At 56.7% G+C, this 24,582-nt stretch carries 25 protein-coding genes; 13 read left to right on the top strand and 12 right to left on the bottom strand.

Features of this window, described 5'->3' with window-relative positions; all coding sequences use genetic code 11:
* The first annotated feature begins 69 nt into the window (after nucleotides 1-69).
* Together AC2FIP_RS16330 and secB are read left to right on the top strand one after the other, a co-directional pair.
* Nucleotides 70-570 carry an FxsA family protein gene (locus AC2FIP_RS16330; RefSeq protein ID WP_496787255.1) on the top strand — a complete coding sequence of 167 codons (501 nt, stop codon included), beginning with the start codon at nucleotides 70-72 and terminating at the stop codon, nucleotides 568-570.
* A gap of 54 nt (nucleotides 571-624) precedes the next feature.
* Nucleotides 625-1,122 carry a protein-export chaperone SecB gene (gene secB, locus AC2FIP_RS16325; RefSeq protein WP_142637430.1) on the top strand — a complete coding sequence of 166 codons (498 nt, stop codon included), beginning with the start codon at nucleotides 625-627 and terminating at the stop codon, nucleotides 1,120-1,122.
* Between the two features lie 26 nt (nucleotides 1,123-1,148).
* Here secB and dnaQ read toward each other — a convergent pair whose 3' ends face one another.
* The 4 genes from dnaQ to AC2FIP_RS16305 are packed head-to-tail and all read right to left on the bottom strand — an operon-like array spanning nucleotide 1,149 to nucleotide 3,883.
* On the bottom strand, nucleotides 1,149-1,871 hold the full coding sequence (gene dnaQ, locus AC2FIP_RS16320) for a DNA polymerase III subunit epsilon (RefSeq protein WP_142637428.1): 723 nt from the start codon (nucleotides 1,869-1,871) through the stop codon (nucleotides 1,149-1,151).
* A complete protein-coding gene (gene coaE / locus AC2FIP_RS16315; RefSeq protein ID WP_496692596.1) occupies nucleotides 1,864-2,457 on the bottom strand; it encodes a dephospho-CoA kinase in 594 nt (197 codons plus the stop codon). The genes dnaQ and coaE overlap by 8 nt, the downstream gene beginning before the upstream one ends.
* A complete protein-coding gene (locus AC2FIP_RS16310) occupies nucleotides 2,454-3,287 on the bottom strand; it encodes a shikimate dehydrogenase (protein ID WP_496702911.1) in 834 nt (277 codons plus the stop codon). Before AC2FIP_RS16310 ends, coaE begins: the two co-directional genes overlap by 4 nt.
* Nucleotides 3,284-3,883, bottom strand: a complete 600-nt coding sequence (locus AC2FIP_RS16305) for a Maf family protein (RefSeq protein ID WP_142637605.1) — start codon at nucleotides 3,881-3,883, stop codon at nucleotides 3,284-3,286. The genes AC2FIP_RS16310 and AC2FIP_RS16305 overlap by 4 nt, the downstream gene beginning before the upstream one ends.
* Before the next feature lie 404 nt (nucleotides 3,884-4,287).
* On the opposite strand from AC2FIP_RS16305, the gene AC2FIP_RS16300 reads away from it, so the two are divergent.
* From AC2FIP_RS16300 to AC2FIP_RS16270, 7 genes are all read left to right on the top strand, one after another.
* Entirely contained in the window at nucleotides 4,288-4,737 is a 450-nt protein-coding gene (locus AC2FIP_RS16300) for a CopD family protein (protein WP_496698687.1), read from the top strand.
* A 124-nt stretch (nucleotides 4,738-4,861) separates the two neighbouring features.
* Entirely contained in the window at nucleotides 4,862-6,133 is a 1,272-nt protein-coding gene (gene rho / locus AC2FIP_RS16295; RefSeq protein WP_142637421.1) for a transcription termination factor Rho, read from the top strand.
* Between the two features lie 31 nt (nucleotides 6,134-6,164).
* Nucleotides 6,165-7,451 (top strand): tRNA uridine-5-carboxymethylaminomethyl(34) synthesis GTPase MnmE, encoded by a 1,287-nt coding sequence (gene mnmE, locus AC2FIP_RS16290; protein WP_496787254.1) that lies wholly within the window; start codon nucleotides 6,165-6,167, stop codon nucleotides 7,449-7,451.
* A gap of 12 nt (nucleotides 7,452-7,463) precedes the next feature.
* The gene (gene mnmG, locus AC2FIP_RS16285) at nucleotides 7,464-9,332 is read left to right on the top strand and encodes a tRNA uridine-5-carboxymethylaminomethyl(34) synthesis enzyme MnmG (protein WP_496787252.1); all 1,869 of its coding nucleotides are present in this window, start codon (nucleotides 7,464-7,466) and stop codon (nucleotides 9,330-9,332) included.
* Nucleotides 9,329-9,943 (top strand): 16S rRNA (guanine(527)-N(7))-methyltransferase RsmG, encoded by a 615-nt coding sequence (gene rsmG, locus AC2FIP_RS16280; protein WP_496787250.1) that lies wholly within the window; start codon nucleotides 9,329-9,331, stop codon nucleotides 9,941-9,943. The genes mnmG and rsmG overlap by 4 nt, the downstream gene beginning before the upstream one ends.
* A complete protein-coding gene (locus tag AC2FIP_RS16275) occupies nucleotides 9,936-10,739 on the top strand; it encodes a ParA family protein (protein ID WP_496787249.1) in 804 nt (267 codons plus the stop codon). The genes rsmG and AC2FIP_RS16275 overlap by 8 nt, the downstream gene beginning before the upstream one ends.
* Before the next feature lie 19 nt (nucleotides 10,740-10,758).
* On the top strand, nucleotides 10,759-11,655 hold the full coding sequence (locus AC2FIP_RS16270; protein ID WP_496787248.1) for a ParB/RepB/Spo0J family partition protein: 897 nt from the start codon (nucleotides 10,759-10,761) through the stop codon (nucleotides 11,653-11,655).
* Here the strand turns inward: AC2FIP_RS16270 and AC2FIP_RS16265 are convergent.
* The 4 genes from AC2FIP_RS16265 to rph are packed head-to-tail and all read right to left on the bottom strand — an operon-like array spanning nucleotide 11,645 to nucleotide 14,470.
* Nucleotides 11,645-11,998 (bottom strand): YbaN family protein, encoded by a 354-nt coding sequence (locus AC2FIP_RS16265; protein WP_496698695.1) that lies wholly within the window; start codon nucleotides 11,996-11,998, stop codon nucleotides 11,645-11,647. The two genes, AC2FIP_RS16270 and AC2FIP_RS16265, sit on opposite strands and share 11 nt — an antisense overlap.
* 3 nt (nucleotides 11,999-12,001) lie before the next feature.
* Complete coding sequence (gene hemW, locus AC2FIP_RS16260) at nucleotides 12,002-13,156, bottom strand: radical SAM family heme chaperone HemW (protein ID WP_496787246.1); 1,155 nt, start codon at nucleotides 13,154-13,156, stop codon at nucleotides 12,002-12,004.
* Nucleotides 13,146-13,760 carry an RdgB/HAM1 family non-canonical purine NTP pyrophosphatase gene (rdgB, locus tag AC2FIP_RS16255; RefSeq protein WP_496787243.1) on the bottom strand — a complete coding sequence of 205 codons (615 nt, stop codon included), beginning with the start codon at nucleotides 13,758-13,760 and terminating at the stop codon, nucleotides 13,146-13,148. Before rdgB ends, hemW begins: the two co-directional genes overlap by 11 nt.
* Nucleotides 13,757-14,470, bottom strand: coding sequence for a ribonuclease PH (gene rph / locus AC2FIP_RS16250; protein WP_496692602.1), 714 nt, complete (start codon nucleotides 14,468-14,470; stop codon nucleotides 13,757-13,759). The genes rdgB and rph overlap by 4 nt, the downstream gene beginning before the upstream one ends.
* A gap of 112 nt (nucleotides 14,471-14,582) precedes the next feature.
* Here rph and hrcA point away from each other — a divergent pair, with 112 nt between their 5' ends.
* Together hrcA and AC2FIP_RS16240 are read left to right on the top strand one after the other, a co-directional pair.
* Entirely contained in the window at nucleotides 14,583-15,647 is a 1,065-nt protein-coding gene (gene hrcA / locus AC2FIP_RS16245) for a heat-inducible transcriptional repressor HrcA (RefSeq protein ID WP_281995819.1), read from the top strand.
* A 10-nt stretch (nucleotides 15,648-15,657) separates the two neighbouring features.
* Nucleotides 15,658-16,221, top strand: coding sequence for a nucleotide exchange factor GrpE (locus tag AC2FIP_RS16240; protein WP_142637400.1), 564 nt, complete (start codon nucleotides 15,658-15,660; stop codon nucleotides 16,219-16,221).
* 32 nt (nucleotides 16,222-16,253) lie between these two features.
* Here the strand turns inward: AC2FIP_RS16240 and mutS are convergent, their stop codons facing one another.
* Nucleotides 16,254-18,866, bottom strand: a complete 2,613-nt coding sequence (mutS, locus tag AC2FIP_RS16235) for a DNA mismatch repair protein MutS (RefSeq protein ID WP_496787270.1) — start codon at nucleotides 18,864-18,866, stop codon at nucleotides 16,254-16,256.
* Nucleotides 18,867-19,026: 160 nt separating this feature from the next.
* Here mutS and AC2FIP_RS16230 point away from each other — a divergent pair, with 160 nt between their 5' ends.
* Nucleotides 19,027-21,282 (top strand): NADP-dependent malic enzyme, encoded by a 2,256-nt coding sequence (locus tag AC2FIP_RS16230; RefSeq protein WP_496698705.1) that lies wholly within the window; start codon nucleotides 19,027-19,029, stop codon nucleotides 21,280-21,282.
* A gap of 3 nt (nucleotides 21,283-21,285) precedes the next feature.
* Nucleotides 21,286-22,155, top strand: a complete 870-nt coding sequence (locus AC2FIP_RS16225; protein ID WP_496690211.1) for a ribokinase — start codon at nucleotides 21,286-21,288, stop codon at nucleotides 22,153-22,155.
* Here AC2FIP_RS16225 and msrA read toward each other — a convergent pair.
* The 3 genes from msrA to AC2FIP_RS16210 all read right to left on the bottom strand — a co-directional run bounded on the left by msrA (nucleotide 22,152) and on the right by AC2FIP_RS16210 (nucleotide 24,575).
* Complete coding sequence (msrA, locus tag AC2FIP_RS16220) at nucleotides 22,152-22,823, bottom strand: peptide-methionine (S)-S-oxide reductase MsrA (RefSeq protein ID WP_496787241.1); 672 nt, start codon at nucleotides 22,821-22,823, stop codon at nucleotides 22,152-22,154. The genes AC2FIP_RS16225 and msrA overlap by 4 nt on opposite strands.
* Nucleotides 22,824-22,919: 96 nt before the next feature.
* The gene (locus tag AC2FIP_RS16215) at nucleotides 22,920-23,201 is read right to left on the bottom strand and encodes an SCP2 sterol-binding domain-containing protein (protein ID WP_496703247.1); all 282 of its coding nucleotides are present in this window, start codon (nucleotides 23,199-23,201) and stop codon (nucleotides 22,920-22,922) included.
* Between the two features lie 147 nt (nucleotides 23,202-23,348).
* A complete protein-coding gene (locus AC2FIP_RS16210; protein WP_496787240.1) occupies nucleotides 23,349-24,575 on the bottom strand; it encodes an argininosuccinate synthase in 1,227 nt (408 codons plus the stop codon).
* Nucleotides 24,576-24,582 lie beyond the last annotated feature (7 nt).

The following is a 24,582-nucleotide window of genomic DNA, read 5'->3' as shown; positions in this document are numbered from 1 at the left end:
CTCTTGCCACTATGTAGGTGACAGTTCGGGACAAGTCTACCGCCCGACCTGCAGTAAAGGATAATGCAAATGTACCTGTTCCTGGCTTTTTTACTTGTTCCGATCATCGAAATCGGCCTGTTCATTCAGGTTGGTGGGCTAATCGGACTATGGCCAACCCTTGCGATCGTGGTTCTAACGGCCGTTCTGGGTACCGCTTTGGTACGGACACAAGGTCGCATGGCGTTGGAAAACCTACAACGATCCTTTGCAGAGCTTGACGACCCGACCGAACCTTTGGCCCATGGCGCGATGATCTTGCTGTCCGGTGTCTTGCTGCTGACACCAGGGTTTTTCACCGATGCCGTTGGATTTGCGCTGTTAATCCCTGGCGTCCGGGTCTCTGTATTCCGCTATCTCCGCTCGAAGGTCACAATCACGCAGTTTCAGATGGGCGGCGGGACGCAGTTCAGGACCGGGCCCCAAGCATCGACCCAGGGCGATGTGATCGACGGTGAATACACCGAGGTTCGCCCCCGTCAGAACCCGTCAAAGCCATCGAAATGGGTCGAAGGGCCGCACCAGCATTGAGGTGCCTCGCCCAACTTGCTAAGCAGTGGCGAATTTCAGTTTCGGAGTAGACCCATGGCCGAAGACGGCGCCCAAGAAAACACCGCGGCCCAGACCGCACCCCAGATCCAGATGCGCGTTCTGGGACAATTCATTCGCGATATGTCCTTTGAAAACGTGATGGCGCAAAAAGGCGTGTCTGGCGATGTCCAGCCCGAGATCGCGGTTCAGGTCAATCTGGACGCCAAAAAGCGCCCGGCTGAGCATCAATACGAGGTGTCGATCAAGCTGAACCTCAAATCCAAAGCCAAGGGCATGGAAGACATCCTGTTCCTGTGCGAGCTGGATTATTGCGGCCTGTTCCATGTGGAAGGTGTCGCCGAAGACCAGCTGCATCCGTTCCTGATGATCGAATGCCCGCGCATGCTGTTCCCGTTCCTGCGCCGCATCGTCAGCGACATCACGCGCGATGGAGGATACCCGCCGGTTAACCTGGACAATATTGATTTTGTCAGCCTGTACCGGAATGAATTGATGCGTCGCCAGGCCGAGACGCAAAAGACTCAGGCCTAATCAGGCCTCCCCGCGCCGGAGTGACCTCAGGCGCGGGACCAAAGGGCGTTTTCGCCCAGTTTATCAATAAATTTCTCATGCGCCGCGCGCTCGTCTTGGGTGATCCGGGACGGCAAGGCATCTTTGCGCGGCGATGGCCGCCACTCTTCTGCTCCGCCAGCGGAAGACGACACAGAGGTCGAAAGCCCGAAATCTGGCTGACGTCCGCCGATCAGCTCAAGATAGACCTCAGCCAGAATTTCAGAGTCAAGCAACGCCCCGTGCAAGATCCGGTTCGAGTTGTCTATGTTGAACCGCCGGCACAATGCATCCAGCGAGGCGGGCGAGCCCGGAAACCGTTTGCGCGCAATCGCCAGCGTGTCCAGTGCCTGATCCATCGGGATCGGCGGCAGTCCCATCCAGCCCAGCTCGGCATTCAGAAACTTCATGTCGAATGACGCGTTGTGGATCACCAGTTTCGAATCCGCGACAAAATCCCGAAACCCCTGACCAACCTTGGCAAAAACCGGCTTGTCCTTAAGCGTGACCTGACCTTTTTCCACCGGGCGGGGTGGTTCCAGCAGGTCGGGGCCAATGCCGTGCACGCCAAACGCCTCTTCGGGCATGAACCGTTGAGGGTTGATATAGACGTGATAGGTTTCGCCCGTGGCGACGTGATTCCAAAGCTCAACCGCACCGATTTCCACAATCCGGTCGCCGCTTTCAGGATCAAAGCCTGTGGTTTCTGTATCGAGTACGATCTCACGCATCTGTCAGCCCTGCCCGTATCTGTCTGACCACATCCTGCACTTGCGCGCGGGCGTGGTCCAGACTGTCCGTGACGATCACAAAATCAGACCGCGCGCATTTTTCGTCATTCGGCATCTGCTTGGCTTTGATCTGCTCGAACTGCGCCTCGGTCATGGTACCGCGCGCCATCACGCGGCGTTTCTGCTCGTCAGCCGGGACCGAGACACAGGCGACTGCATCCATCGCCGCATCTCCATCGGTTTCAAATAGCAGGGGAATATCGAAAACCAGAATATCTGCGGTGGCTTGTTCCCGGAACGCCGCTCGATCCGCCGCCACCAGCGGGTGAACAATGGCCTCAATCGCTTTCAGCGCCGCTGGGTCTGCCGAAATGAACCGTTTCAATACTTCCCGGCTAACCGCGCCGTCGATAATGGCCTCAGGAAACGCCCTACGCATCGGCTTGATCGCTGTCCCGCCACGCGCGTATAGCCGATGCACGGCGGCATCTGCGTCCCACAACGCACAGCCTTCGTCGACGAACATGCTGGCAGTTGTGCTTTTTCCCATGCCTATAGAACCGGTCAGGCCAAGTGCAAAGCTCATCCCAGTACCGCAGCACGCAAATCAGAAGTGACTTCAGGGCGCACCCCAAACCAGCTTTCAAATCCAGGTACGGCCTGATGCAACAACATACCAAGGCCATCTACGGGTGTGCATCCCGCCTGTTCTGCTGTTTCCAGCAAGCGTGTCTTAAGTGGCGCATAGACCAGATCGGTGACTATGGCACCGGGCTGTAACCCGTCCAGAGGCACCCGCAGCTCGGGCTGGCCGTGCATCCCAAGCGAACTTGTGTTGACCACAAGTTCCGCATCTTCAACCACGTTGCCCGCTTTCAACCAATCCACCACCGTTATGGTCGTACCAAACTCTTCCTTCAGGCGATCTGCACGTGTGCGCGTCCGATTGGTCAAGAAAATCTCGGGCACACCTGCATCGACCAACGCTTGAAGAACCGCACGTGCGGCGCCTCCGGCACCAAAGACAACCGCGGGGCCATCCGCTGGAATCCAATCTGGGGCGCCGCTGCGCAGGTTCTGCATGAACCCGTACCCATCGGTGTTATCCGCATGGATCGAACCGTCGGGCTGAAACACAAGCGTATTAGCAGCCCCGATCTGCCTGGCCCGGTCCGAAGCCGTATCCGCCAGATCCAAGGCCACCTCTTTATGGGGCACTGTGATGTTGGCCCCGACAAATCCGGCTTTGGGCAAGGTTCGTAGAACAGCCTCAAGATCATCCGGTGCGACATCCATGGGGATATAGTGACCGGCCAGGCCATAAGTTTTCAGCCAATGGCCATGCAGTATTGGGGATTTCGAATGGGAAATCGGATGCCCGATCACACCCGCCAGCGGGATCTGCTTGCCACTCATTGATCAATCACCCCTTTGACCGCCAGAAAATTCAACAGCTCCAATAGGGGCATACCCAAAACGTTAAAATAGTCACCGTCAATGGTTGCGAACAGCCGCACGCCTTCTTCCTCAAGCTTATAGGCCCCGACTGCGTGGCGGATGCTGTCCCAGTTGCGCGCAACATAGTCGCGTAGATAGGCGTCCGAACTCATCCTCATCCGCAGGCGCACCTGACCTACATGTCGCCAGATCGGCTCGCCATTCTGATAGATGACGGCTGCGGATAACAGCATATGCCGCTTGCCCCGCATCGCTTTGAGCTGCGCCAGCGCATCCTCGGGCGATTGCGGTTTGGACAAAAGCTGACCTTCGAAATCCAGCACCTGATCACATCCCAGAACCATCGGCCCCGGCACCTTGTCGCTGACCTTGCGGGCTTTCATCTCTGCCAGAGTATCGGCAATATCACGTGGAGATGCCTCTTCGGCCAGCAAAGCCCGTTTGGCGGTCTCTTCGTCCACGCGTGCAGTTTGAACGGTAAACCGCACGCCCGCATTCTCTAGCAACTGCGCGCGAATGGATGACCCCGAGGCCAATATGATGGGGACAGAAATGTGGAAAACCCCCTGAGCAAATGGTTGATCGTTCAAGGATGGTTTGTATGGTTTTCCTGTTGACACGCAAGCCCGGTGTTTTCGCGAAAAACTTCTATGAGTCGCCCGAACCCTGTCCAGTCTGGACAAGGATAACTTTGAACATCGGGACAAGCGGGATATCCCAGCTTATTCATCAAGTTATCCCCGGAGAATTACGCATTACATATTAATAACATATTGTTTTATTGTGGTTTTTTATGAAACTAACAGAATCACCCAGTTCTCGGGTGAAACTATCCACCTGGGGAAAACAGATGGGTAAATAAGTAATCCACGGAATTTGATCTCCCTACAAAACCATCATCCTTTCTCTTTTCCTATTTTTTTTATAGGGAGAGATCCAAACCACGCCCGGAGCTGGAATGACTGATCTTCTTTTCGCCATCTATCCTTGGGTGAAGTCCCTGCACATCATGGCCGTGATCTCTTGGATGGCCGGTTTGTTCTATCTGCCTAGATTGTACGTCTATCACGTAGAAAAAGCCCAAGGCGTTGACGGGGCGCAGGAGATCTTCTTTGAAATGGAAGAAAAGCTGCTGCGGGTGATCATGCGCCCGGCGATGTACGTGGCCTGGGCCTGCGGCCTGATCATGGTATTCACTCCAGGCATAGTCGGCTGGGATTTTGCCTGGCCCTGGGTCAAAGGCGCAGCAGTGATTGCGATGACTTGGTTCCACTACTGGCTGATGGTACGTCGAAAGGACTTCTTAGAGGGCCGAAATACGCTCACTGGGCGGCAGTATCGCATGATGAACGAGGTGCCTACCATTTTGATGGTTATCATCGTTCTGGCGGTCGTTCTGAAGTTCTGAGCAGCTATTTGACTCTTTGTAGGTAAGCGCTTATTTATCGCGTAACACGCCCGTCCGGGCGGCGTATCTTCCGTATTGAAATTCCAGTCCGAGCCGCATCCATGCGGCCAAGGTTCTTATCATCATGTCTAATGAATCCCTCAATCTGGCCGATCTGAAAGCCAAAAGCCCCAAAGACCTTCTGGCGATGGCCGAAGAGCTTGAGATCGAAAACGCCTCGACCATGCGAAAAGGCGAGATGATGTTCCAGATTCTGCGCGAACGCGCAGATGAAGGCTGGACCGTGGGCGGCGATGGCGTACTTGAGGTTCTGCAAGATGGGTTCGGGTTCCTGCGTTCGCCCGAGGCGAACTATTTGCCCGGTCCTGATGATATCTATGTCTCGCCAGAAATGATCCGCCAGCATTCGTTGCGCACCGGTGATACGGTCGAAGGTGATATCAAGGCGCCGGACGAGAACGAACGGTATTTCGCACTGATCAAGGTCACCAAGATCAATTTCGAAGATCCCGAGAAAGCCAGGCATAAAGTTGCTTTCGACAACCTGACACCGCTTTATCCGGATGAGCGCCTGAAGATGGAAGTCGAAGATCCAACCATCAAGGACAAGTCCGCCCGTGTCATCGATCTGGTTTCGCCGATCGGTAAAGGTCAGCGGTCGTTGATTGTGGCACCGCCACGGACTGGTAAGACGGTGATCCTGCAGAATATTGCGAACTCGATCGAAAAGAACCACCCTGAGTGCTATCTGATCGTCCTACTGATCGACGAGCGGCCGGAAGAGGTGACCGACATGCAGCGTTCGGTGAAGGGCGAGGTCGTGTCGTCGACCTTTGATGAACCCGCCACCCGCCACGTTGCCGTATCTGAGATGGTTATCGAAAAAGCCAAGCGTTTGGTCGAACATAAACGAGATGTTGTTATTCTTCTCGACTCGATCACAAGACTTGGTAGGGCATTTAATACCGTGGTTCCATCCTCGGGTAAGGTTTTGACCGGCGGTGTAGATGCAAACGCTCTGCAACGACCTAAGCGGTTTTTTGGTGCGGCACGGAATATCGAAGAAGGCGGCTCGCTGACCATCATCGCCACTGCGCTGATTGATACCGGCAGCCGGATGGACGAAGTCATCTTCGAAGAATTCAAAGGCACCGGTAACTCGGAAATTGTTCTGGATCGTAAGATCGCAGATAAGCGCGTGTTCCCGGCTATCGACATCCTCAAATCCGGTACGCGGAAAGAGGATTTGCTGGTCGATAAGGGTGATCTGGCCAAGACTTTTGTTCTGCGCCGTATCCTGAACCCGATGGGCACTACCGATGCGATCGAGTTCCTGTTGTCCAAGTTGAAACAGACCAAGACAAATGGCGAGTTCTTCGATTCGATGAACACCTGACACAGGTCCTGGACGCAAGCGAGGCGGTCGAATGGATACGATATTCGCCTTGGCCAGCGCGCAAGGCAAGGCAGGGGTGGCGGTCATCCGTCTCTCGGGCCCCTTGGCGCATCCTGCCACGGCTGCTCTTTCCGGTGCTGCTTTGCCCTCCCGCGGGATGCGGGTGCGCAGCCTGTATGGCAAAGACGGATCACGCCTGGATGATGGGGTAGTTCTGACCTTCCAGGCCCCGGCCAGCTTTACTGGCGAAGACGTGGCAGAGCTACAGATTCACGGGAGTACAGCGGCGGTCAACGCCGTCATGCGCTGCCTTGCGGACATGGACGGTTTGCGCCTGGCCGACCCCGGGGAATTCACCCGCCGTGCCTTGGAAAACGGCAAAATGGATTTGACACAGGTCGAGGGCCTTGCCGATCTGATCGACGCTGAGACAGAAGCTCAACGCAAGCAAGCACAGATCATTCTGGCCGGAGAGCTTGGGAATTTGGCTGAACGCTGGCGGCGCGATTTGATCCGCGCCGCATCGCTGCTTGAGGCAGTGATTGATTTTGCCGATGAAGAGGTGCCAACCGATGTTACCCCTGAAGTGCGCCAGTTGATCACAGATGTCGTTGCAGATCTACAACGTGAAGCTGAAGGGGTTCGTATTGCAGAACGCATTCGAACCGGGTTCGAGGTTGCGATTGTTGGCTTGCCAAATGCCGGAAAGTCGACATTGCTGAATGCTCTGGCCGGTCGCGATGCAGCGATCACGTCGGAATATGCCGGAACAACGCGCGATGTGATTGAAGTTCGAATGGACCTTGAGGGACTTCCCGTTACTTTGTTGGATACAGCGGGCTTGCGGGAAACCGACGATCACGTCGAAAGCCTGGGAATTGAGCGGGCCAAAAAGCGCGCCGAGGCCGCCGATCTGCGCGTATTTCTGACTGATGATCCAAAAGAGCTGGGCGTTCAGATGTTGGAAGGAGATATTCAGGTTCTTCCGAAATCCGATCTGAGAAACAGTTCTGATGAAGGAATCTCAGGGAAAACCGGGCAGGGTGTGGATCGGTTGATTTCCAACATATCGCGTGTTTTGGGTGATCGTACTACTACCCATGGTATCGCCACGCGTGAAAGGCATCGTATAGCGCTGATCACAGCGCGCGACGCACTTAGTGCTGCAATCGCTGTTCTGGAATCAGGTCCCGACCTGTATGATATTGCAGCCGAGGAACTGAGGACCGCGATCCGCGCTTTGGAAGCTCTGGTTGGCAGAATTGGTGTAGAAGACTTGTTGGATGAAATATTCTCAAGCTTCTGCCTGGGAAAGTAAGGAGTGTTTCACGTGAAACATTCGGATTTTGACGTCGTCGTTATCGGAGCGGGCCACGCCGGAACAGAGGCGGCCCATGCGGCCGCCCGGATGGGTGCGACTACCGCCCTTGTGACTCTGTCGGCCACTGATATCGGCGTAATGTCCTGTAACCCGGCTATTGGGGGCCTCGGGAAAGGGCATCTTGTTCGCGAAATTGACGCGTTGGACGGGGTGATGGGGCGCGTCGCAGACCAGGCGGGAATTCAGTTTCGTTTGCTGAATCGCCGTAAAGGCCCCGCTGTGCAGGGGCCCAGAACGCAGGCAGACCGGGCTTTGTACCGAGCTGCGATGCAGCGAGAAACCACGGCACAGCCGAACCTCAGCGTCGTAGTCGGCGAGGTGACAGATTTCCTGGTGAATGGACCTGCTGTTACCGGAATTCGATTGGCGGATGAGTCTGAAATACGGGCCGGCGCTGTGATCCTGACGTCTGGGACATTTTTGCGAGGGGTTATTCACATTGGTGACGTATCGCGCCCTGGCGGCCGTATGGGGGACCGTCCCTCGGTAAAGCTGGCCGAGCGTTTGGATAGCCTTAACCTGCCGCTAGGACGCTTGAAAACGGGGACACCGCCCCGGCTGGATGGTCGGACGATTGATTGGTCAGGTCTCGAAAGTCAGGACGGTGATGATGAACCTACGCTGTTCTCATTCCTCTCGATGGGGGTGGTGGCGCCGCAGATTTCTTGCGGGATTACGCATACCAATGCCAGAACACATGAGATCATTGAAAAGAACCTTTCCAGATCGGCGATGTATGGGGGGCATATTGACGGTATAGGCCCCAGATATTGCCCTTCGATCGAAGATAAGATTGTGCGGTTTGCTGATAAGGAATCTCATCAAATTTTCCTCGAGCCAGAAGGTGTGAATGATCACACAATCTATCCGAATGGAATTTCTACCTCACTGCCACAGGATGTTCAGGTCGACTATGTCAGATCCATTAAGGGGCTGGAAAAGGCAGAGGTCCTCCAACCTGGCTACGCCATCGAATATGACTACGTAGATCCTCGCGTTCTTACATCATCACTGTCGTTGCCTGAGGCGCCAGGACTATATCTTGCGGGTCAGATTAACGGCACCACAGGATATGAGGAAGCTGCAGCTCAGGGAATGGTGGCTGGCCTCAATGCTGCCCTTCAGGTCTTGGGTCGGGATCCAGTCCATTTCACGCGTTCCGACAGCTATATTGGCGTCATGGTCGATGACCTGACCACTCGCGGAGTGGCAGAACCTTATCGGATGTTTACCTCACGGGCAGAGTTTAGATTGTCTTTGCGCGCCGATAATGCCGACCAACGACTGACACCTATTGGCTTACGCCTAGGTTGCGTAAGCGAGACACGCCGCACGCACTTCTCTGAAAAGATGGAGGAGTTGGAGGCTGCGAAAAAGAAGCTCACAGATCATACCTATACTCCGAAAGAAGTGCGAGAAGCTGGTATCGAGGTCAATCAGGATGGCAATCGCCGCAATGGTATGGCGATTTTGGCCTTTCCTGATGTGAGCTTTGAAGACCTTGTTCCCTTGATTCCTGAGTTGCAGGACGTTGATTCAGGCATTCGGCAGCAAGTGGAACGCGATGCGCTGTATGCGAATTATATCGAGCGGCAGAGACGTGATGTCGAAGCGATGAAACGCGATGAAGCCTATGAGATTCCGCGTGATTTTGACTTCTTCGCATTGGATGGGCTGTCGTCAGAGATGAAGCAGAAGTTGTCCAACGCCCGTCCTGAGAATGTAGCGCAGGCAAGCCGGATAGAGGGTGTGACGCCGGCTGCGCTGACTCTGGTGTTGGCCAAGCTTCGCCGAGATCAGAGGGTGCGCAAAGCATGAAGGAAGAGCTGTTTGACGGTCTGAATGTTTCACGTGAAACATTTGATCGACTGGCAACATATGTTGCCCTTGTCAAGCGCTGGAACCCGAAAATCAACCTCGTATCGCGCAAAAGTTTGTCCGAAATCTGGACACGGCACATTTTGGATTCCGTTCAGGTTTTTCGATGTGCCGAAAACTTTTCGCATTGGGTTGATATTGGAAGTGGTGGTGGGTTTCCCGGTATGGTCTGTGCAATTATGGCGATCGAAGAAGCGCCAGACGCAAAATTCACCTTTGTTGAAAGCGATCAGCGAAAATCTGCGTTTTTACGCAATGTATCCCGGGAATGTGGCGCAAGCTGTAAAGTGGTGGCGAAACGCATTGAAGCGGTGGACCCCCTGAATGCTGATATTCTGTCTGCCCGCGCCTTGGCAGATCTTGGGGTATTATTATCTTTTTGTGACAGACATTTAGGCGATTCTGGCGTCGCTTTGTTGCCGAAAGGTGTAAGCTGGAAAAAAGAGGTGCAGGATGCGCAGGAAGAATGGAATTTCACCTGTGATCCGATTACAAGTTTAACAGAGCCCCAAGCCGTCATCCTCAAGGTCAAAGGAGTATCACGTGGTTGATCTATCTCGTCCCTCAGGCCCCCGGATCATAGCGGTAGCCAACCAGAAGGGCGGGGTTGGGAAGACGACAACAGCCATAAACTTGGCAGCAGGCCTGGCCGAGGCCGGATGCAGGGTTTTAGTGGTTGATCTGGATCCACAGGGGAATGCTTCAACCGGTTTAGGTGTCGAGGATCGAGATTGGACAACATATGACCTGATTCTGGATGATGCGCCTTTGGATGCGGTCGTTCAGGACTCGGAGATTGAAGGCATTCTCGTTGTCCCCGCTACGGTAGACCTCAGCTCCGCCGATATCGAATTGATTTCGAACGAAAAACGCAGCTATTTACTGCATGACGCGTTACGCCAGACTGCTATTGATAAGTACGATCTGGATTTCGTCCTGATTGACTGTCCGCCATCGCTGAATCTTCTGACGGTAAACGCGATGGTCGCAGCGCATTCCGTACTGGTGCCATTGCAAAGCGAGTTCTTCGCATTAGAGGGTTTGTCCCAGCTCATGCTGACCATTCGCGAGGTGCGACAGACTGCGAATCCAGACCTCAGAATCGAAGGTGTTGTGCTGACTATGTATGACAACCGCAACAACTTGTCCCGTCAGGTCGAAAAAGACGCACGTGACAATCTGGGTGAGATGGTATTTAAAACCAAAATACCCAGAAATGTGCGGGTCAGTGAGGCTCCGTCATACGCGTTGCCGGTTTTGCAATATGACTCGGGGTCTCTGGGCGCGATGGCCTATCGGCATTTGGCCCGGGAAGTCATGCATAAGAACAATAAAACCGCATCCTGAGCGGTACTAGGAGGACCCTGTGACAGCCAGAAAATCAAAACCAAGAGGGTTGGGTCGCGGGCTTTCGGCGTTGATGGCAGATGTCACACAAGAGCCCCAGGGACGCGTGCCAACTGATTCACGGCGGCCGGACCTGACGGTTCCAATCGAAAAGCTTCACGCAAACCCAAATCAGCCGCGCCGCACCTTTGCCCGGGAACATCTGGATGAGCTTGCCGCCTCGGTCAAAGAGAAGGGGATCATTCAGCCGCTGATCGTCCGCGAGATTGCCGAAGGCGATTATGAAATCGTCGCGGGTGAGCGCCGCTGGCGCGCGGCGCAAATGGCGCAGTTGCATGATATCCCCGTTATCGTTCGCGATTTTGATGACACTGAGGTTCTGGAAGTCGCCATTATCGAAAACATCCAGCGCGCGGATTTGAATGCGGTGGAAGAGGCGGCCGGCTATAAGCAGCTGATGGACCGCTTTGGTCATACGCAAGAAAAGCTGGCTGAAGCATTGGGCAAAAGCCGCAGTCATATTGCCAATTTGCTGCGCCTGTTGTCCCTGCCAATGGATGTACAAACCTTTGTAATAGAAGGAAAATTATCGGCTGGCCATGCACGGACGCTGATCACGGCCGAGAATGCCTCGGACCTTGCAAAGCAAATTGTCAAAGACGGGCTGTCGGTGCGGGCAACGGAAGCGCTGGTGAAGAAGCAACAGCAGGGGGATGCGGCCCGACCGGCACCAAGGTCTCGGGATCTGAATGCGGGTAAAGATGCGGATACCCGGGCGCTGGAAAAGGATCTTTCCGCGATTCTGGCGATGAAAGTGGCGATCAATCACAAAGCGGGCTCGGAAACGGGGCAGGTGGTCCTGACCTATGAGAACCTGGATCAACTGGATGATCTTTGTTCCAAGCTCAGCCGCTAGGGCGGGTCCAGATAAATATCATCACGCCGCCAAGTACAATCGCCTGGATTATCAGGACATGAGACGGCGCAGACATCATGACCGATAATCCAAATACGGCGGCGACCGACAGGGTGGCCGCCTTTTTTGCGGCCGGACGAATCGCACCCGAACTCTGCCAATCGACGATCATTGGGCCAAACAGTCGGTGCGTTATCAGCCAGCTATGCAGCCGTGAAGACGAGCGGGCAAAGAAGAAGGCGGCGAGTAGCAGAAATGGAACCGTTGGTAGTAGGGGAAGCACCACCCCAACAGCGGCCAGCCCGACACATAACAATCCAAGCCCTGCCCACAGATATTGCATGGTCTACCCCAAAAGTTCTCGGATCACGGCGTTCAAGACGGCCCGCCCGTCGGTTGTGGCCATCAATCTACCATCCAGCATTTGAACCATGCCGATATCCTGAAGATGGCCCAATGGGTTTTGTGGTAAGGGGTGGCCTGATATTTCCGTATATCTATCTATATCTAGCCCGTCGGCAATCCTAAGACCCATCATAAGGTATTCACTTGCCTGATCTTCACGCGACAATGCGGCGCGTTCTTTCTCTCCGCTACCACAGGAAGCCGCGTCCAACCAGCGCTGCGGATTCAGATAGGTTTCAGTCGCGTATTTCTGGCCATTCTGGGTGATCCGACCATGGGCGCCGGGGCCAATGCCGACATAGTCACCATAGCGCCAATAGATCAGATTGTGCTGTGATTCCGCGCCGGGGCGGGCGTGGTTCGATACCTCATAGGCGGGCAGACCATGAGCCTCGCAGATTTCTTGCGTGGCCAGATACATATCGGCGGCGCTATCATCCAAGGGCAGGCCGCGTAGCTTGCCCACGGCATAGCGATCACCAAAGGCGGTTCCGTCTTCTATGGTCAGTTGGTACAGCGACAGGTGATCGACCGCCATCGACAGGGCTTCGGTCAACTCTGCGCGCCAGGCATCAAGGGTTTGATGTTGCCGCGCATAGATCAGGTCAAAGCTGACCCGTTCAAAACAATGACGGGCTATGTCATAAGCAGCCCGCGCTTCGGCCACGCTGTGAATGCGGCCCAACCGGCGCAGATCGTCATCATTCAGCGCCTGTACCCCCATCGAGATACGGTTGACGCCTGCTTCTCGGTAGGCAGCGAACCGTCCCGCCTCGACCGAGCCGGGATTGGCTTCAAGTGTGATTTCCATGTCATTGGCGGGGTGCCAAAGGGCGCGGGCGGTATCAATCACTGCGGCGACGGTTTCGGGATCCATCAGAGACGGGGTGCCGCCGCCAAAGAAGATGGTGTTCAGGACACGGTTGGGGGTTTCGGAAGCGCTACGGCGCAGCTCGACCAGATATGCATCAAGCCATTGTTTTTGATAAATATTTTTGGAAACATGGCTGTTGAAATCGCAATAGGGGCATTTGGCCTCGCAAAAGGGCCAATGCACATACAGGCCAAAGCCCCCATTGCGCCAATCATCCGCCAAAACAGCCTTTCACGAACAGCTCAACCGCGCGACCGCGATGGCTGATCTTGTTCTTTTCCCAGCGATCCATCTCGGCAAAGGTAATGTCATGACCCTCGGGCACAAACATTGGATCATAACCAAAGCCGTCCGCACCGCGAATGGGCCAGACCAAGTGACCGGGGGCAATGCCTTCGAACACCTCATCATGCCCGTCGGGCCAGGCCAAAACCAGCGTGCAACGAAATTGTGCGGTGCGGGGATGGGCAGCGTTCTTCGCCTCAAGCTCCTCATGTGCGCGTGTCATCGCCACCAGGAAATCGCGGCCATTGCCGGTTTCTGCCCAATCGGCGGTGTAGACGCCCGGCGCCCCGTCAAGCGCGTCGATGGTGATCCCGGAATCGTCCGACAGGGCAGGAAGGCCGGTGGCTTTGGCGGCGGCATGGGCCTTGATCCGGGCATTGCCGACGAATGTATCCTCGGTCTCTTCCGGTTCAGGTAGGTCCATGTCGGCGGCGCCGATAACGGTGACACCAAAGGGTTCAAGCAGATGTGCCATCTCCTCAAACTTGCCTTTGTTATGCGTGGCCACCAGCAACCTGTCGCCGTCGAACTTGCGGGTCATGCGGTGGCGGCCTTTTGCGCAGCAGCCAGTTCACTAACGCCCTGTTCAGCCAGATCCATTAGTTGATCCATCTGAACGCGGCTAAAGACCGAGCCTTCGGCGCTCATTTGAACTTCGATCAATTTGCCGGACCCGGTCATGATAAAGTTGCCGTCCACGCCGGCTTCGCTGTCTTCGGGGTAATCCAGATCCAGCACCGGTTGACCGGCGTAGATACCGCAGGACACGGCTGCAACCGGATCAACCAGCGGGTCCGAGATCACGTCACCCGTTTTCATCAGCTTGTTGACCGCAAGACGCAGCGCAACCCAACCGCCTGTGATCGAGGCACATCGGGTGCCACCATCGGCCTGGATCACATCGCAGTCGACGGTGATCTGGCGTTCACCCAAGGCAACCCGATCGACACCTGCACGCAGGGCACGGCCGATCAAACGCTGGATTTCCACGGTACGACCACCCTGCTTACCGCTGGCAGCCTCGCGCCGCATCCGTGTATTGGTCGCACGGGGCAGCATGCCGTATTCAGCGGTAACCCAGCCCAGGCCCGAACCCTTGATGAACGGTGGCACGCGATCTTCGATCGTGGCAGTGCACAATACATGGGTATCGCCCATCTTAATCAGGCAGGAACCTTCGGCATGTTTGGTAAATCCCGTTTCGATTGAAACGGCGCGCATTTCGTTTAGATCACGTCCTGAGGGTCGCATGGGAATTCCTTTGTTTGCTGGTTTGGGGATACCGCCCCGCAGCGTCAGGATGCAACCCTGATTGACCTTTCGCCTACCTGCTATTTAATGGCCATCCAGCAGAGGATTGCCGATGAGTGACGCAAGCAAAATTCTGAACGAGATGAATGACCGGTCGCGCGAGGTGTTTCGGCTGATTGTCGAAAGCTATCTGGATAGCGGTGAGCCTGTCGGCAGCCGTACCCTGACGCGCACTTTGTCGGAAAAAGTCAGTGCGGCGACGGTTCGCAATGTGATGCAGGATCTTGAGTTTCTGGGCCTGCTCGACAGCCCTCATGTCAGTGCGGGGCGGATTCCGACGCAACACGGGTTACGGATGTTCGTGGACGGATTGCTGGAGGTTGGTGATCTGGGCGCGGATGACCGGCAGAAGCTGGACGACACGCTGGGCGCTAACTCGGGGGATGTCGGCGGGATGCTGGACCGTGTCGGCGCGGCCTTGTCACACGTGACACAAGGGGCCTCACTGGTTTTGACGCCGAAACACGAAGCGGAAATCAAACATATCGAATTTGTGTCGCTTGGGCATGACAGGGCCCTGGTGGTTTTGGTCTTTTCCGACGGTCAGGTGGAAAACCGGCTGTTCAAGCCGCCACCCGGGCAAACGCCCAGCTCGATGCGGGAAGCGGCGAATTTTCTGAACGCGCTGATCGAGGGCCGCACCATCAGCGAGGTTCGCCGTCAGATGCTGACCCAGATCGATGCGCGGAAACAGGAAATTGACGTGCTGGCCCGTGAAATGGTCGACAGCGGCATGGCCGCATGGGACGGGGATGATGGCGACTCGGCTCGTTTGATCGTCCGAGGGCGGGCGAATCTGCTGGGTGAACGTGGCGAAGCAGATGAGTTGGAGCGCATTCGCACCCTGTTTGACGACCTCGAACGCAAGCGCGACATCGCCGAATTTCTGGAATTGACCGAAGAAGGCGAAGGTGTGCGCATTTTTATCGGGTCTGAGAACAAACTTTTCTCACTTTCGGGTTCCTCTTTGGTGGTGTCTCCATATATGAACGCTGATCGTAAGATAATCGGTGCGGTTGGGGTCATCGGGCCCACACGTCTGAATTATGGACGGATCGTGCCGATCGTGGATTATACGGCGCAACTGGTCGGCAAACTGATATCCGACCGGAGCTAGAGGGTAAGAGATGGCAGAGCCCAAGAACGAAGATTTTCTGGACGATATCGCAACGGCCGAGGCCGAAGAGCTGGCTGATGAATTTGCTGAGATCAGCGAAGAAGCGCTGGAGCTGGATGAGCTGCGCGCCGAGCGCGACGACTACAAAGACAAATTCATGCGTGCATTGGCCGATGCGGAAAACGCGCGCAAGCGCGGCGACAAGGCTCGGCGCGATGCCGAACAGTATGGCGGCTCGAAACTGGCTCGTGACATGCTGCCGGTCTATGACAATATGAAACGCGCGCTTGAGGCCGCAACCGACGAGCAAAAAGAGGTCGCAGGTGCTTTGCTGGAAGGTGTTGAACTGACCATGCGCGCGCTGAAGGACGTGTTTCAGAAACACGGGATTCAGGTGATCACGCCAGAAGTTGGCGATCGGTTTGACCCCAATGTGCATGAGGCGATGTTCGAGGCCCCCGTGCCCGGAACACGCGCCGGTGACATCATCCAGGTATCTGCAGAAGGCTTTATGCTGTACGACCGGCTCTTGCGCCCCGCGCAGGTGGGTGTGTCGTCCACGCCGGCAAGCTAAGCGCTTAAGATATCAATCAATTATTGAGGCGGTCAGGATCTGGCCGCCTCTTTCAATTTATAGATCAGGTCCAATGCCTCGCGCGGGCTTAGCTCATCCGGCAAGATCTCACCCAACATATCCGCAACGGGTGAAGCTTTTGGGGGAGGCGGTGGCGGCGGGGCAGCCGAGAACAGCGGCAGATCGTCGATCAAAGCCTTTTGCTTGCCGCCTTCGCGTTCGGTTTTCTCCAGCTGGTCCAGCACAACGCGGGCACGTTCGACAACGGATGCCGGCAGGCCAGCCAGTTGCGCCACCTGGACACCATAAGACCGATCCGCGGCGCCTTTGTGAACCTCGTGCAAAAAGATCACCTCGCCCTCCCATTCCTTGACCGCAACGGTGGCGTTGTCGACACCTACCAGATTTCCGGCCAGCGCGGTCAGCTCGTGATAATGCGTTGCAAACAGCGCGCGACATTTATTGGCGGCGTGCAGATGTTCGAGCGTGGCCCAGGCGATGGAAAGCCCGTCATAGGTGGCCGTCCCGCGTCCGATTTCATCCAGGATGACCAGCGCATGATCGTCGGCCTGATTGAGGATGGCGGCGGTTTCGACCATTTCAACCATAAAAGTCGACCGCCCCCTGGCCAGATCGTCAGATGCCCCGACACGGCTGAACAGCTGGCTGACCACACCGATATAGGCTTGTTCGGCCGGAACATAGCTGCCCATCTGTGCAAGCAGGGCGATCAGCGCATTCTGCCGCAGGAAGGTTGATTTACCCGCCATGTTGGGGCCGGTCAGCAACCAGATTGCAGCACCATCTTCGGCGCTGAGATCACAATCATTGGCGATAAACGCGTCACCGCTTTGTTGGCGTAGCGCATGTTCAACAACCGGATGCCGCCCGCCCTGAATATCAAAGGCACGAGAAGCATCGACCTGCGGGCGACACCAGCTCTCGCCCCGTGCCAGATCGGCCAGCGCAGTGGTTAAGTCCAGCTCTGCCAGCCCGCGCGCGGCTTGGTTCAGTTGCGCAGCACGGGTAAGAATCTCATCAGAAAGCCTTTGATAGAGCCGCTTTTCGATCTCCAAAGCATGATTTCCGGCGTTCAGGATACGGGTTTCGATCTCGGACAGTTCTACTGTCGTGAACCGCACCTGATTGGCCGTGGTTTGCCGGTGGATATAGGTTTCGGAGTACGGCGGGTTCAACATCTTCTCGGCATGGGTGGCCGTGGTTTCGATGAAATAGCCCAGCACGTTGTTATGTTTGATCTTCAGCGAGGTGATGCCGGTGTGCTCGGAATATTTCTGTTGAAATCCGGCGATGACCGAGCGGCCTTCGTCGCGCAGGGTGCGCGCCTCATCCAGTTCCGCGTCATAGCCGGGGGCAATGAAGCCGCCGTCGCGCGCCATCAGAGGCGGCTCGGCCACAAGCGCCTCATCCAGCAGGGTCAGCAGATCATCAAAGCCCGTCAGGTTTTGCACCGCAGTGGCCAGCAGGATCGGCAGATCCCCCGTCCCGCACAGTTCGGCTATGGTTGCAGCCTGCGCCAACCCGTTTCGGATCGCGGCCAGATCGCGGGGGCCGCCGCGTTCCAGCGACAGGCGCGACAAGGCGCGGTCCAGATCGGGGGTTTTGCGCAGGGCATCGCGAAGATCTTGGGCGATCAGGCTGTCCTCAGCCGCGAAACTCACCGCATCCAGCCGCCCGTGGATCACATCCAGATTGCGCGAGGGGCTGGACAGGCGCTGTTCCAACAACCGCGCGCCGCCCGGCGTGACTGTACGGTCAACCACCGACAAAAGCGATCCGGCGCGCCCGCCAGACAGCGACCGGGTCAGCTCCAGATTGCGGCGCGTTGCGGCGTCGATCTGCACCACGCGGTCCTCGGATTCTTTCAGCGGCGTTTGCAGCAGGGGCAATTTGCCTTTTTGCGTGATCTCCAAATAGTCAATCAATGCGCCCATAGCGGACACTTCGGCCCGGCCAAAATTTCCAAACGCGTCCAGCGCGCCCACGTGAAACAGAGCGCAGATGCGCTTTTCAGCCGCCGTGCTGTCGAAACTGGCACGGCCGATGGGCGTCAGTGAGATGCCCAGATCGCGGGCAGGTTCGTGCAGGACCTGTTCGGCCCCGTCCGCCACGATCAGCTCCGACGGAGCCAGCCGGGCCAGTTCAGGGCTTAGGCGCACAGAGGTCAAAGGCATCACGTGAAACGCCCCGGTTGAGATATCGGCCCAGGCAAGCGCCGCTTCATCCCTCACCTCGGCATAACAGGCCAGAAAGTTGTGGCGGCGCGCCTCTAGCAGCGCGTCCTCGGTCAGTGTTCCGGGTGTCACCAGCCGGACAACACCGCGCTTTACCACTGATTTAGAGCCTCTCTTCTTGGCCTCAGCCGGGCTTTCCATCTGTTCGCAAACGGCCACGCGAAAGCCTTTTCGGGTCAGCGTCAGCAGGTATCCTTCGGCGGCATGGACCGGCACACCGCACATCGGGATGTCGGCGTCGTTGTGCTTGCCGCGTTTGGTCAGGGCGATGTCCAGCGCCTCGGCGGCGTTGACGGCATCCTCGAAAAACATCTCGTAGAAATCGCCCATCCGGTAAAACAGAAGGGCGTCGGCATGGGCCTCTTTGATTTCGAGATATTGCGCCATCATCGGCGTGACTGTGGACAAGGCTGATCCCTTTTGACGGCGTTCGGTCGCGACCTTACAAATCCGCCATCTGGTGCGAAAGGCAAAAGTATTCTCGTTGAGGCGCGCGCGTGCCTGCGCTATGAGGCAGAAGCCCCGTAGTTGCAGAGAAACGACGTATCAAATGCCCAAAGCGAAGATCACCAACGAAGAGGCGCTGGCCTTTCACCTGGACCCAACTCCTGGCAAGTGGGAGGTACAAGCCACCGTTCCCATGACCACGCAGCGCGACCTGTCGCTGGCCTACAGCCCCGGCGTGGCTGTTCCATGTGAAGCAATCGCGGAAAATCCAGAAACGGCCTATGACTATACCAACAAGGGAAATCTGGTCGCCGTGATTTCGAATGGGACGGCGGTTTTGGGTCTTGGTAATCTGGGCGCGCTGGGCTCAAAACCGGTGATGGAGGGCAAGTCAGTCCTGTTCAAGCGTTTCGCTGACGTAAACTCGATCGATATCGAGCTGGACACCGAAGACCCGGATGAGTTCTGCCGCGCCGTGCGTCTGATGGGCCCGACCTTTGGTGGCATCAATCTGGAAGACATCAAGGCGCCCGAGTGTTTCATCATCGAACAGCGCCTGAAGGAAGAAATGGATATCCCCGTCTTCCACGATGATCAGCATGGCACGGCGGTGATCTGTGCAGCGGGCCTGCTGAATGCGCTGCGTATCTCGGGCAAGAAGATTGAAGATGTGAAGATTGTTCTGAACGGAGCCGGGGCTGCTGGGATAGCGTGTATCGAACTGCTCAAGTCCATGGGCGCGCGGCATGAAAACTGCATCGTGTGTGACACCAAAGGCGTGATCTATCAGGGCCGGACCGAGGGCATGAACCAGTGGAAATCGGCCCATGCGATCACCACGGATCTGCGTACGCTGGAAGACGCCATGAAAGGCGCAGACGTCTTTCTGGGCGTGTCGGTCAAAGGGGCTGTGACGCAAGATATGGTCGCCAGCATGGCCGATAACCCGGTGATTTTTGCCATGGCAAACCCCGACCCCGAGATCACACCGGAAGAGGCGCATGAGGTGCGCGTTGATGCCATCGTCGCCACAGGGCGCAGCGATTATCCGAACCAGGTCAACAACGTGTTGGGCTTTCCCTACCTGTTCCGCGGTGCGCTGGATATCCACGCCCGCGCCATCAATGACGAGATGAAAATTGCCTGTGCCCACGCCTTGGCCAACCTTGCGCGCGAGGATGTCCCGGATGAGGTCGCGATGGCCTATGGTAAGTCGCTGACCTTTGGGCGCGATTATATTATCCCGACACCTTTCGATCCGCGCCTGATTCACCGCATTCCGCCCGCCGTTGCGCGGGCCGGGATGGATACCGGCGCGGCGCGGCGTCCGATCATCGACATGGACGCGTATGAGCTGAGCCTGAAATCCCGCATGGATCCGACCGCCAGCATTCTGCGCGGCCTGAACGCGCGGGCCCGTCAGGCGCAAAGCCGAATGATCTTTGCCGAGGGCGACGATCCGCGTGTGCTGCGGGCTGCGGTGATGTATCAACGCTCGGGCTTTGGTAAGGCGCTGGTCGTAGGCCGCCCGGATGACGTCAAGCAAAAGCTGGAAGAGGCCGGGCTGGGCGATGCTGTGCGTGAGCTGGAGATCGTGAATGCCGCCAACACTGCGCATCTCGATACCTATTCTGATTTTTTGTACGATCGCCTGCAGCGTAAAGGCTTTGATCGAAAGGATATTCATCGACTTGCCGCGCGCGACCGGCATGTGTTTTCATCGCTGATGCTGGCGCATGGGCATGGCGACGGTTTGGTCTCGGGCGCGACGCGTAAATCGGCGCATGTGCTGGATCGGATCAACCATGTGTTCGACGCAGATGCGGCCCGTGGCGCGGCGGGTGTGACGGCGCTGTTGCACAAGGGGCGGATCGTGCTGATCGGCGACACTCTAGTCCATGAATGGCCGGACGAAAACGATCTGGCCAATATCGCCGAGCGTTCAGCAGCCGTTGCCCGCCATATGGGGCTGGAGCCGCGCGTTGCCTTTGTCAGCTTTTCGACGTTTGGCTACCCGGTGTCGGAGCGGGCCGAAAAGATGCACCGCGCTCCTGCCGTTCTGGATCAGCGTGGCGTAGATTTCGAATACGAAGGTGAAATGACGGTGGACGTGGCGCTGAATGTCGACCAGCAGGCAAACTATCCGTTCCAGCGCCTGACCGGACCGGCGAATATCCTGATTGTCCCAGCACGGCATTCGGCCTCGATCTCGACCAAGTTGATGCAGGAAATGGGTGGGGCCACGGTGATCGGCCCGATCTTGTCGGGCATCGACAAGCCGATTCAGATCTGTTCGACCATATCGACGGCCAATGACATTCTGAACATGGCCATTCTGGCCTCCTGCGATATTGGTTAAGCCATGACAATCTGGAATCTAGGCTCGATCAACGCAGACATGATTTATGATGTGCCACACCTGCCGGGCGCGGGTGAAACGCTTTCGGCCAACCGTTTGGATCGGTTTCTGGGCGGCAAGGGCGCGAATATGTCCGTCGCCGGCGCGCGGGCCGGCGCGCGGGTGGCGCATATTGGGGCCATAGGGCCCGACGGGCGCTGGGCGCGTGACAGGCTGACCGAATATGGCGTCGATACCCGATGGATTGCCGAAGTTTCAGATCCTACCGGGCACGCCATTATCGCCGTAGACGCCGAGGGTGAAAACAACATCATCCTGTTTCAAGGCGCGAATCATGCAATTACGTCAGATCAACTGGGCCAGGCGCTGTCATCGGCGGATCAGGGTGATCTGATTGTGACGCAAAACGAAACCAACTTGCAGGTCGAAGCCGCAAAAATGGGCCGCGAAATGGGGCTGACTGTCTGTTACGCGGCGGCCCCTTTTCAAGCCGATGCAGTGCGGGCGGTTCTTCCGTATCTGGATTTCCTGATCCTAAATGAAGTCGAGGCCGAGCAGCTGCGGCAGGCAACCGGGCAGGGCCTGTCCGAGTTGGGGATAGAGCATGTCATTGTGACCCTCGGATCAAAGGGCGCGCGATATCATCATAAGGGGACGACCTCGGATTTTTTGGCTCACAAGGTTCAGGCGGTGGACACAACTGGTGCGGGCGATACGTTCACAGGTTACGTTCTGGCAGGAATGGATCGTGGCATGCCGATGGAGCAGGCAATATTGCAGGCAAACCGGGCTGCCGCGTTGATGGTGACACGGCACGGTACGGCGGATGTCATTCCTGATCTGAAAGAAGTGCGCGAAGCACGCTTTGATTAAGACCCGGCAAAAGGCGCGTCACTGCCCCACAGCTGTTTGACGCGGGCGTCGCGACCGCAGGCTTTGCGATAGGCCTTATAGGCGTTGCGCTGGCGTTTGGGACCGAACCGCGTAAAGACCAGTTTTTCGCCCTTATAGTAATCCTGATGATAGGCTTCGGCCGGGTAAAACCGGTCCTGTTGCAGGATCGGGGTGACAATCGTTTGACGCAGGACGTTCTGCGCTTTGGATTTTGCAGCCTCGGCCAACGCCTTTTCGCCGGTATTAGAGACGAAAATCGCTGTGCGGTAACTCTCTCCACGGTCGCAGAACTGTCCGCCCGCATCCGTAGGGTCGACCGAGCGGAAAAACAGGTTCAGCAGGGTTTCACGGGAAACACGGGCCGGGTCAAAGGTGATCTGAACAGCCTCATAATGGCCGGTGCCGCCTTTGGTTACCTCGCCATAGGTCGGGTCCGCCGTTGCGCCCCCGGTATAGCCCGAGACCGCCTGAACCACGCCCGGCACGGATTCGAAATCGGATTCAACGCACCAGAAACACCCCCCGGCCACGGTCAGCGTCTCGGTTCCGGCAGCCGGTGCAGGCGCGGCGCGCAGCATTGCGACGATGAGGATCAGCGCAAACAGAAGCCAAGGTTTGACAGCGTCAATGTATGTGGTTCGGATCATGGTGGGTCTCCTTCCATGATCAGACTGCCTTGGGAAACCCCCGGGCGCAACGCGCTGACATCTGTTCTCACGCGCTGGTGAGACGAGTTTATCGCCTTAGCCCAGCAACTGCCCCAGCTTCATCGCCACACCCATATTGCCCGAGATCTTGAGCTTGCCCATGGCAATACCGGTCATCGGGTTCAGCTTGCCGGTCAACAGCTTGGTCAGGTTCTCTTGTGAGATACGGATGGTGCAATCAGTGTCCTGATCCTGCGTCGTCGCCTGATTGTCGGCCAGAACAATCACACCGGCATCACCGCAATCGAATTTCAACGACCCATCAAAGTTTTTGCCATTCAGACCGTTCTGAATACCTTCTGCGATATCCTGCAACATGCCCCATCCTTTCAGTGTTGTGACTTGGGTAAAGACATATCCTGCGGTGGAGCAAGAGTGACCCGACGGGAAGTGGCAAAAATGGACGCATAAAAAACCCGGCATCCTAAGGGGCTGCCGGGTCTTCAGGTCAAAATCTCAGCTGTCTTACTTCGACAGGCGTTTGTCGCGTGCTGCCAGAAGTTTCAAGCGCAGGGCGTTCAGTTGGATGAATCCCGCAGCGTCTTTCTGATCGTAGGCACCAGCATCCTCTTCGAACGTCACGTGCGCCTCGGAATACAGCGAGTGCTCCGACCAGCGGCCCACGGTCGATGCCAGACCTTTGTACAGCTTCACGCGCACGGTGCCGGTGACATGATCCTGAGATTTGTCGATGGCGGCCTGCAACATTTCCCGCTCGGGGCTATACCAGAAACCGTTATAGATGATTTCCGCATATTGCGGCATCAGCTGGTCTTTCAGGTGCATTGCGCCACGGTCCATTGTGATGGATTCGATGCCACGATGCGCCTCCAGCAGGACGGTGCCGCCGGGCGTTTCGTAGATGCCGCGCGATTTCATACCAACGAAACGGCCTTCGACCAGATCCAGGCGGCCAATACCGTGCTTGCCGCCATATTCGTTCAGCTTGGTCAGGATGGTCGCGGGGCTCATCGCCTCGCCATTGATGCTGACGGCGTCGCCTTTTTCGAATCCGATTTCGATGAATTCCGGCTCGTTCGGCGCATCTTCGGGGTGGACGGTACGCTGATAGACATAGTCAGGCGCCATATCGGCGGGGTCTTCCAGAACCTTACCCTCTGACGAGGTGTGCAGCAGGTTGGCATCGACCGAGAAGGGAGCCTCACCGCGTTTGTCCTTGGCAATTGGGATCTGGTTCGCCTCGGCAAACTCCAGCAGCTTGGTGCGGCTGGTCAGATCCCATTCACGCCAAGGCGCAATCACCTTGATGTCGGGGTTCAGAGCATAGGCTGCCAGTTCAAAGCGAACCTGATCGTTGCCCTTGCCGGTCGCGCCGTGGGCAACGGCATCGGCACCGGTTTCTTTGGCAATCTCAACCAAACGTTTCGAGATCAGCGGTCGCGCGATCGAGGTGCCCAGAAGGTACAGGCCTTCGTATACCGCATTGGCGCGGAACATCGGGAAGACGAAGTCGCGGACGAATTCCTCGCGGATGTCTTCAATATAGATGTTTTCGGGCTTGATCCCCAGCAACTCGGCCTTTTGGCGGGCGGGCTCAAGCTCTTCACCCTGACCCAGATCGGCGGTGAAGGTCACGACCTCACAGCCATACTCGGTCTGCAACCATTTCAGGATGATCGAGGTATCAAGGCCACCGGAATAGGCCAGAACAACTTTCTTGGGCGCGGACATCTGACTT

The organism is Ruegeria sp. CDSB114, from assembly GCF_059611025.1.
The sequence above is the reverse complement of the archived record's forward strand: the minus strand, read 5'-3'. Positions and strand labels throughout refer to the sequence as shown.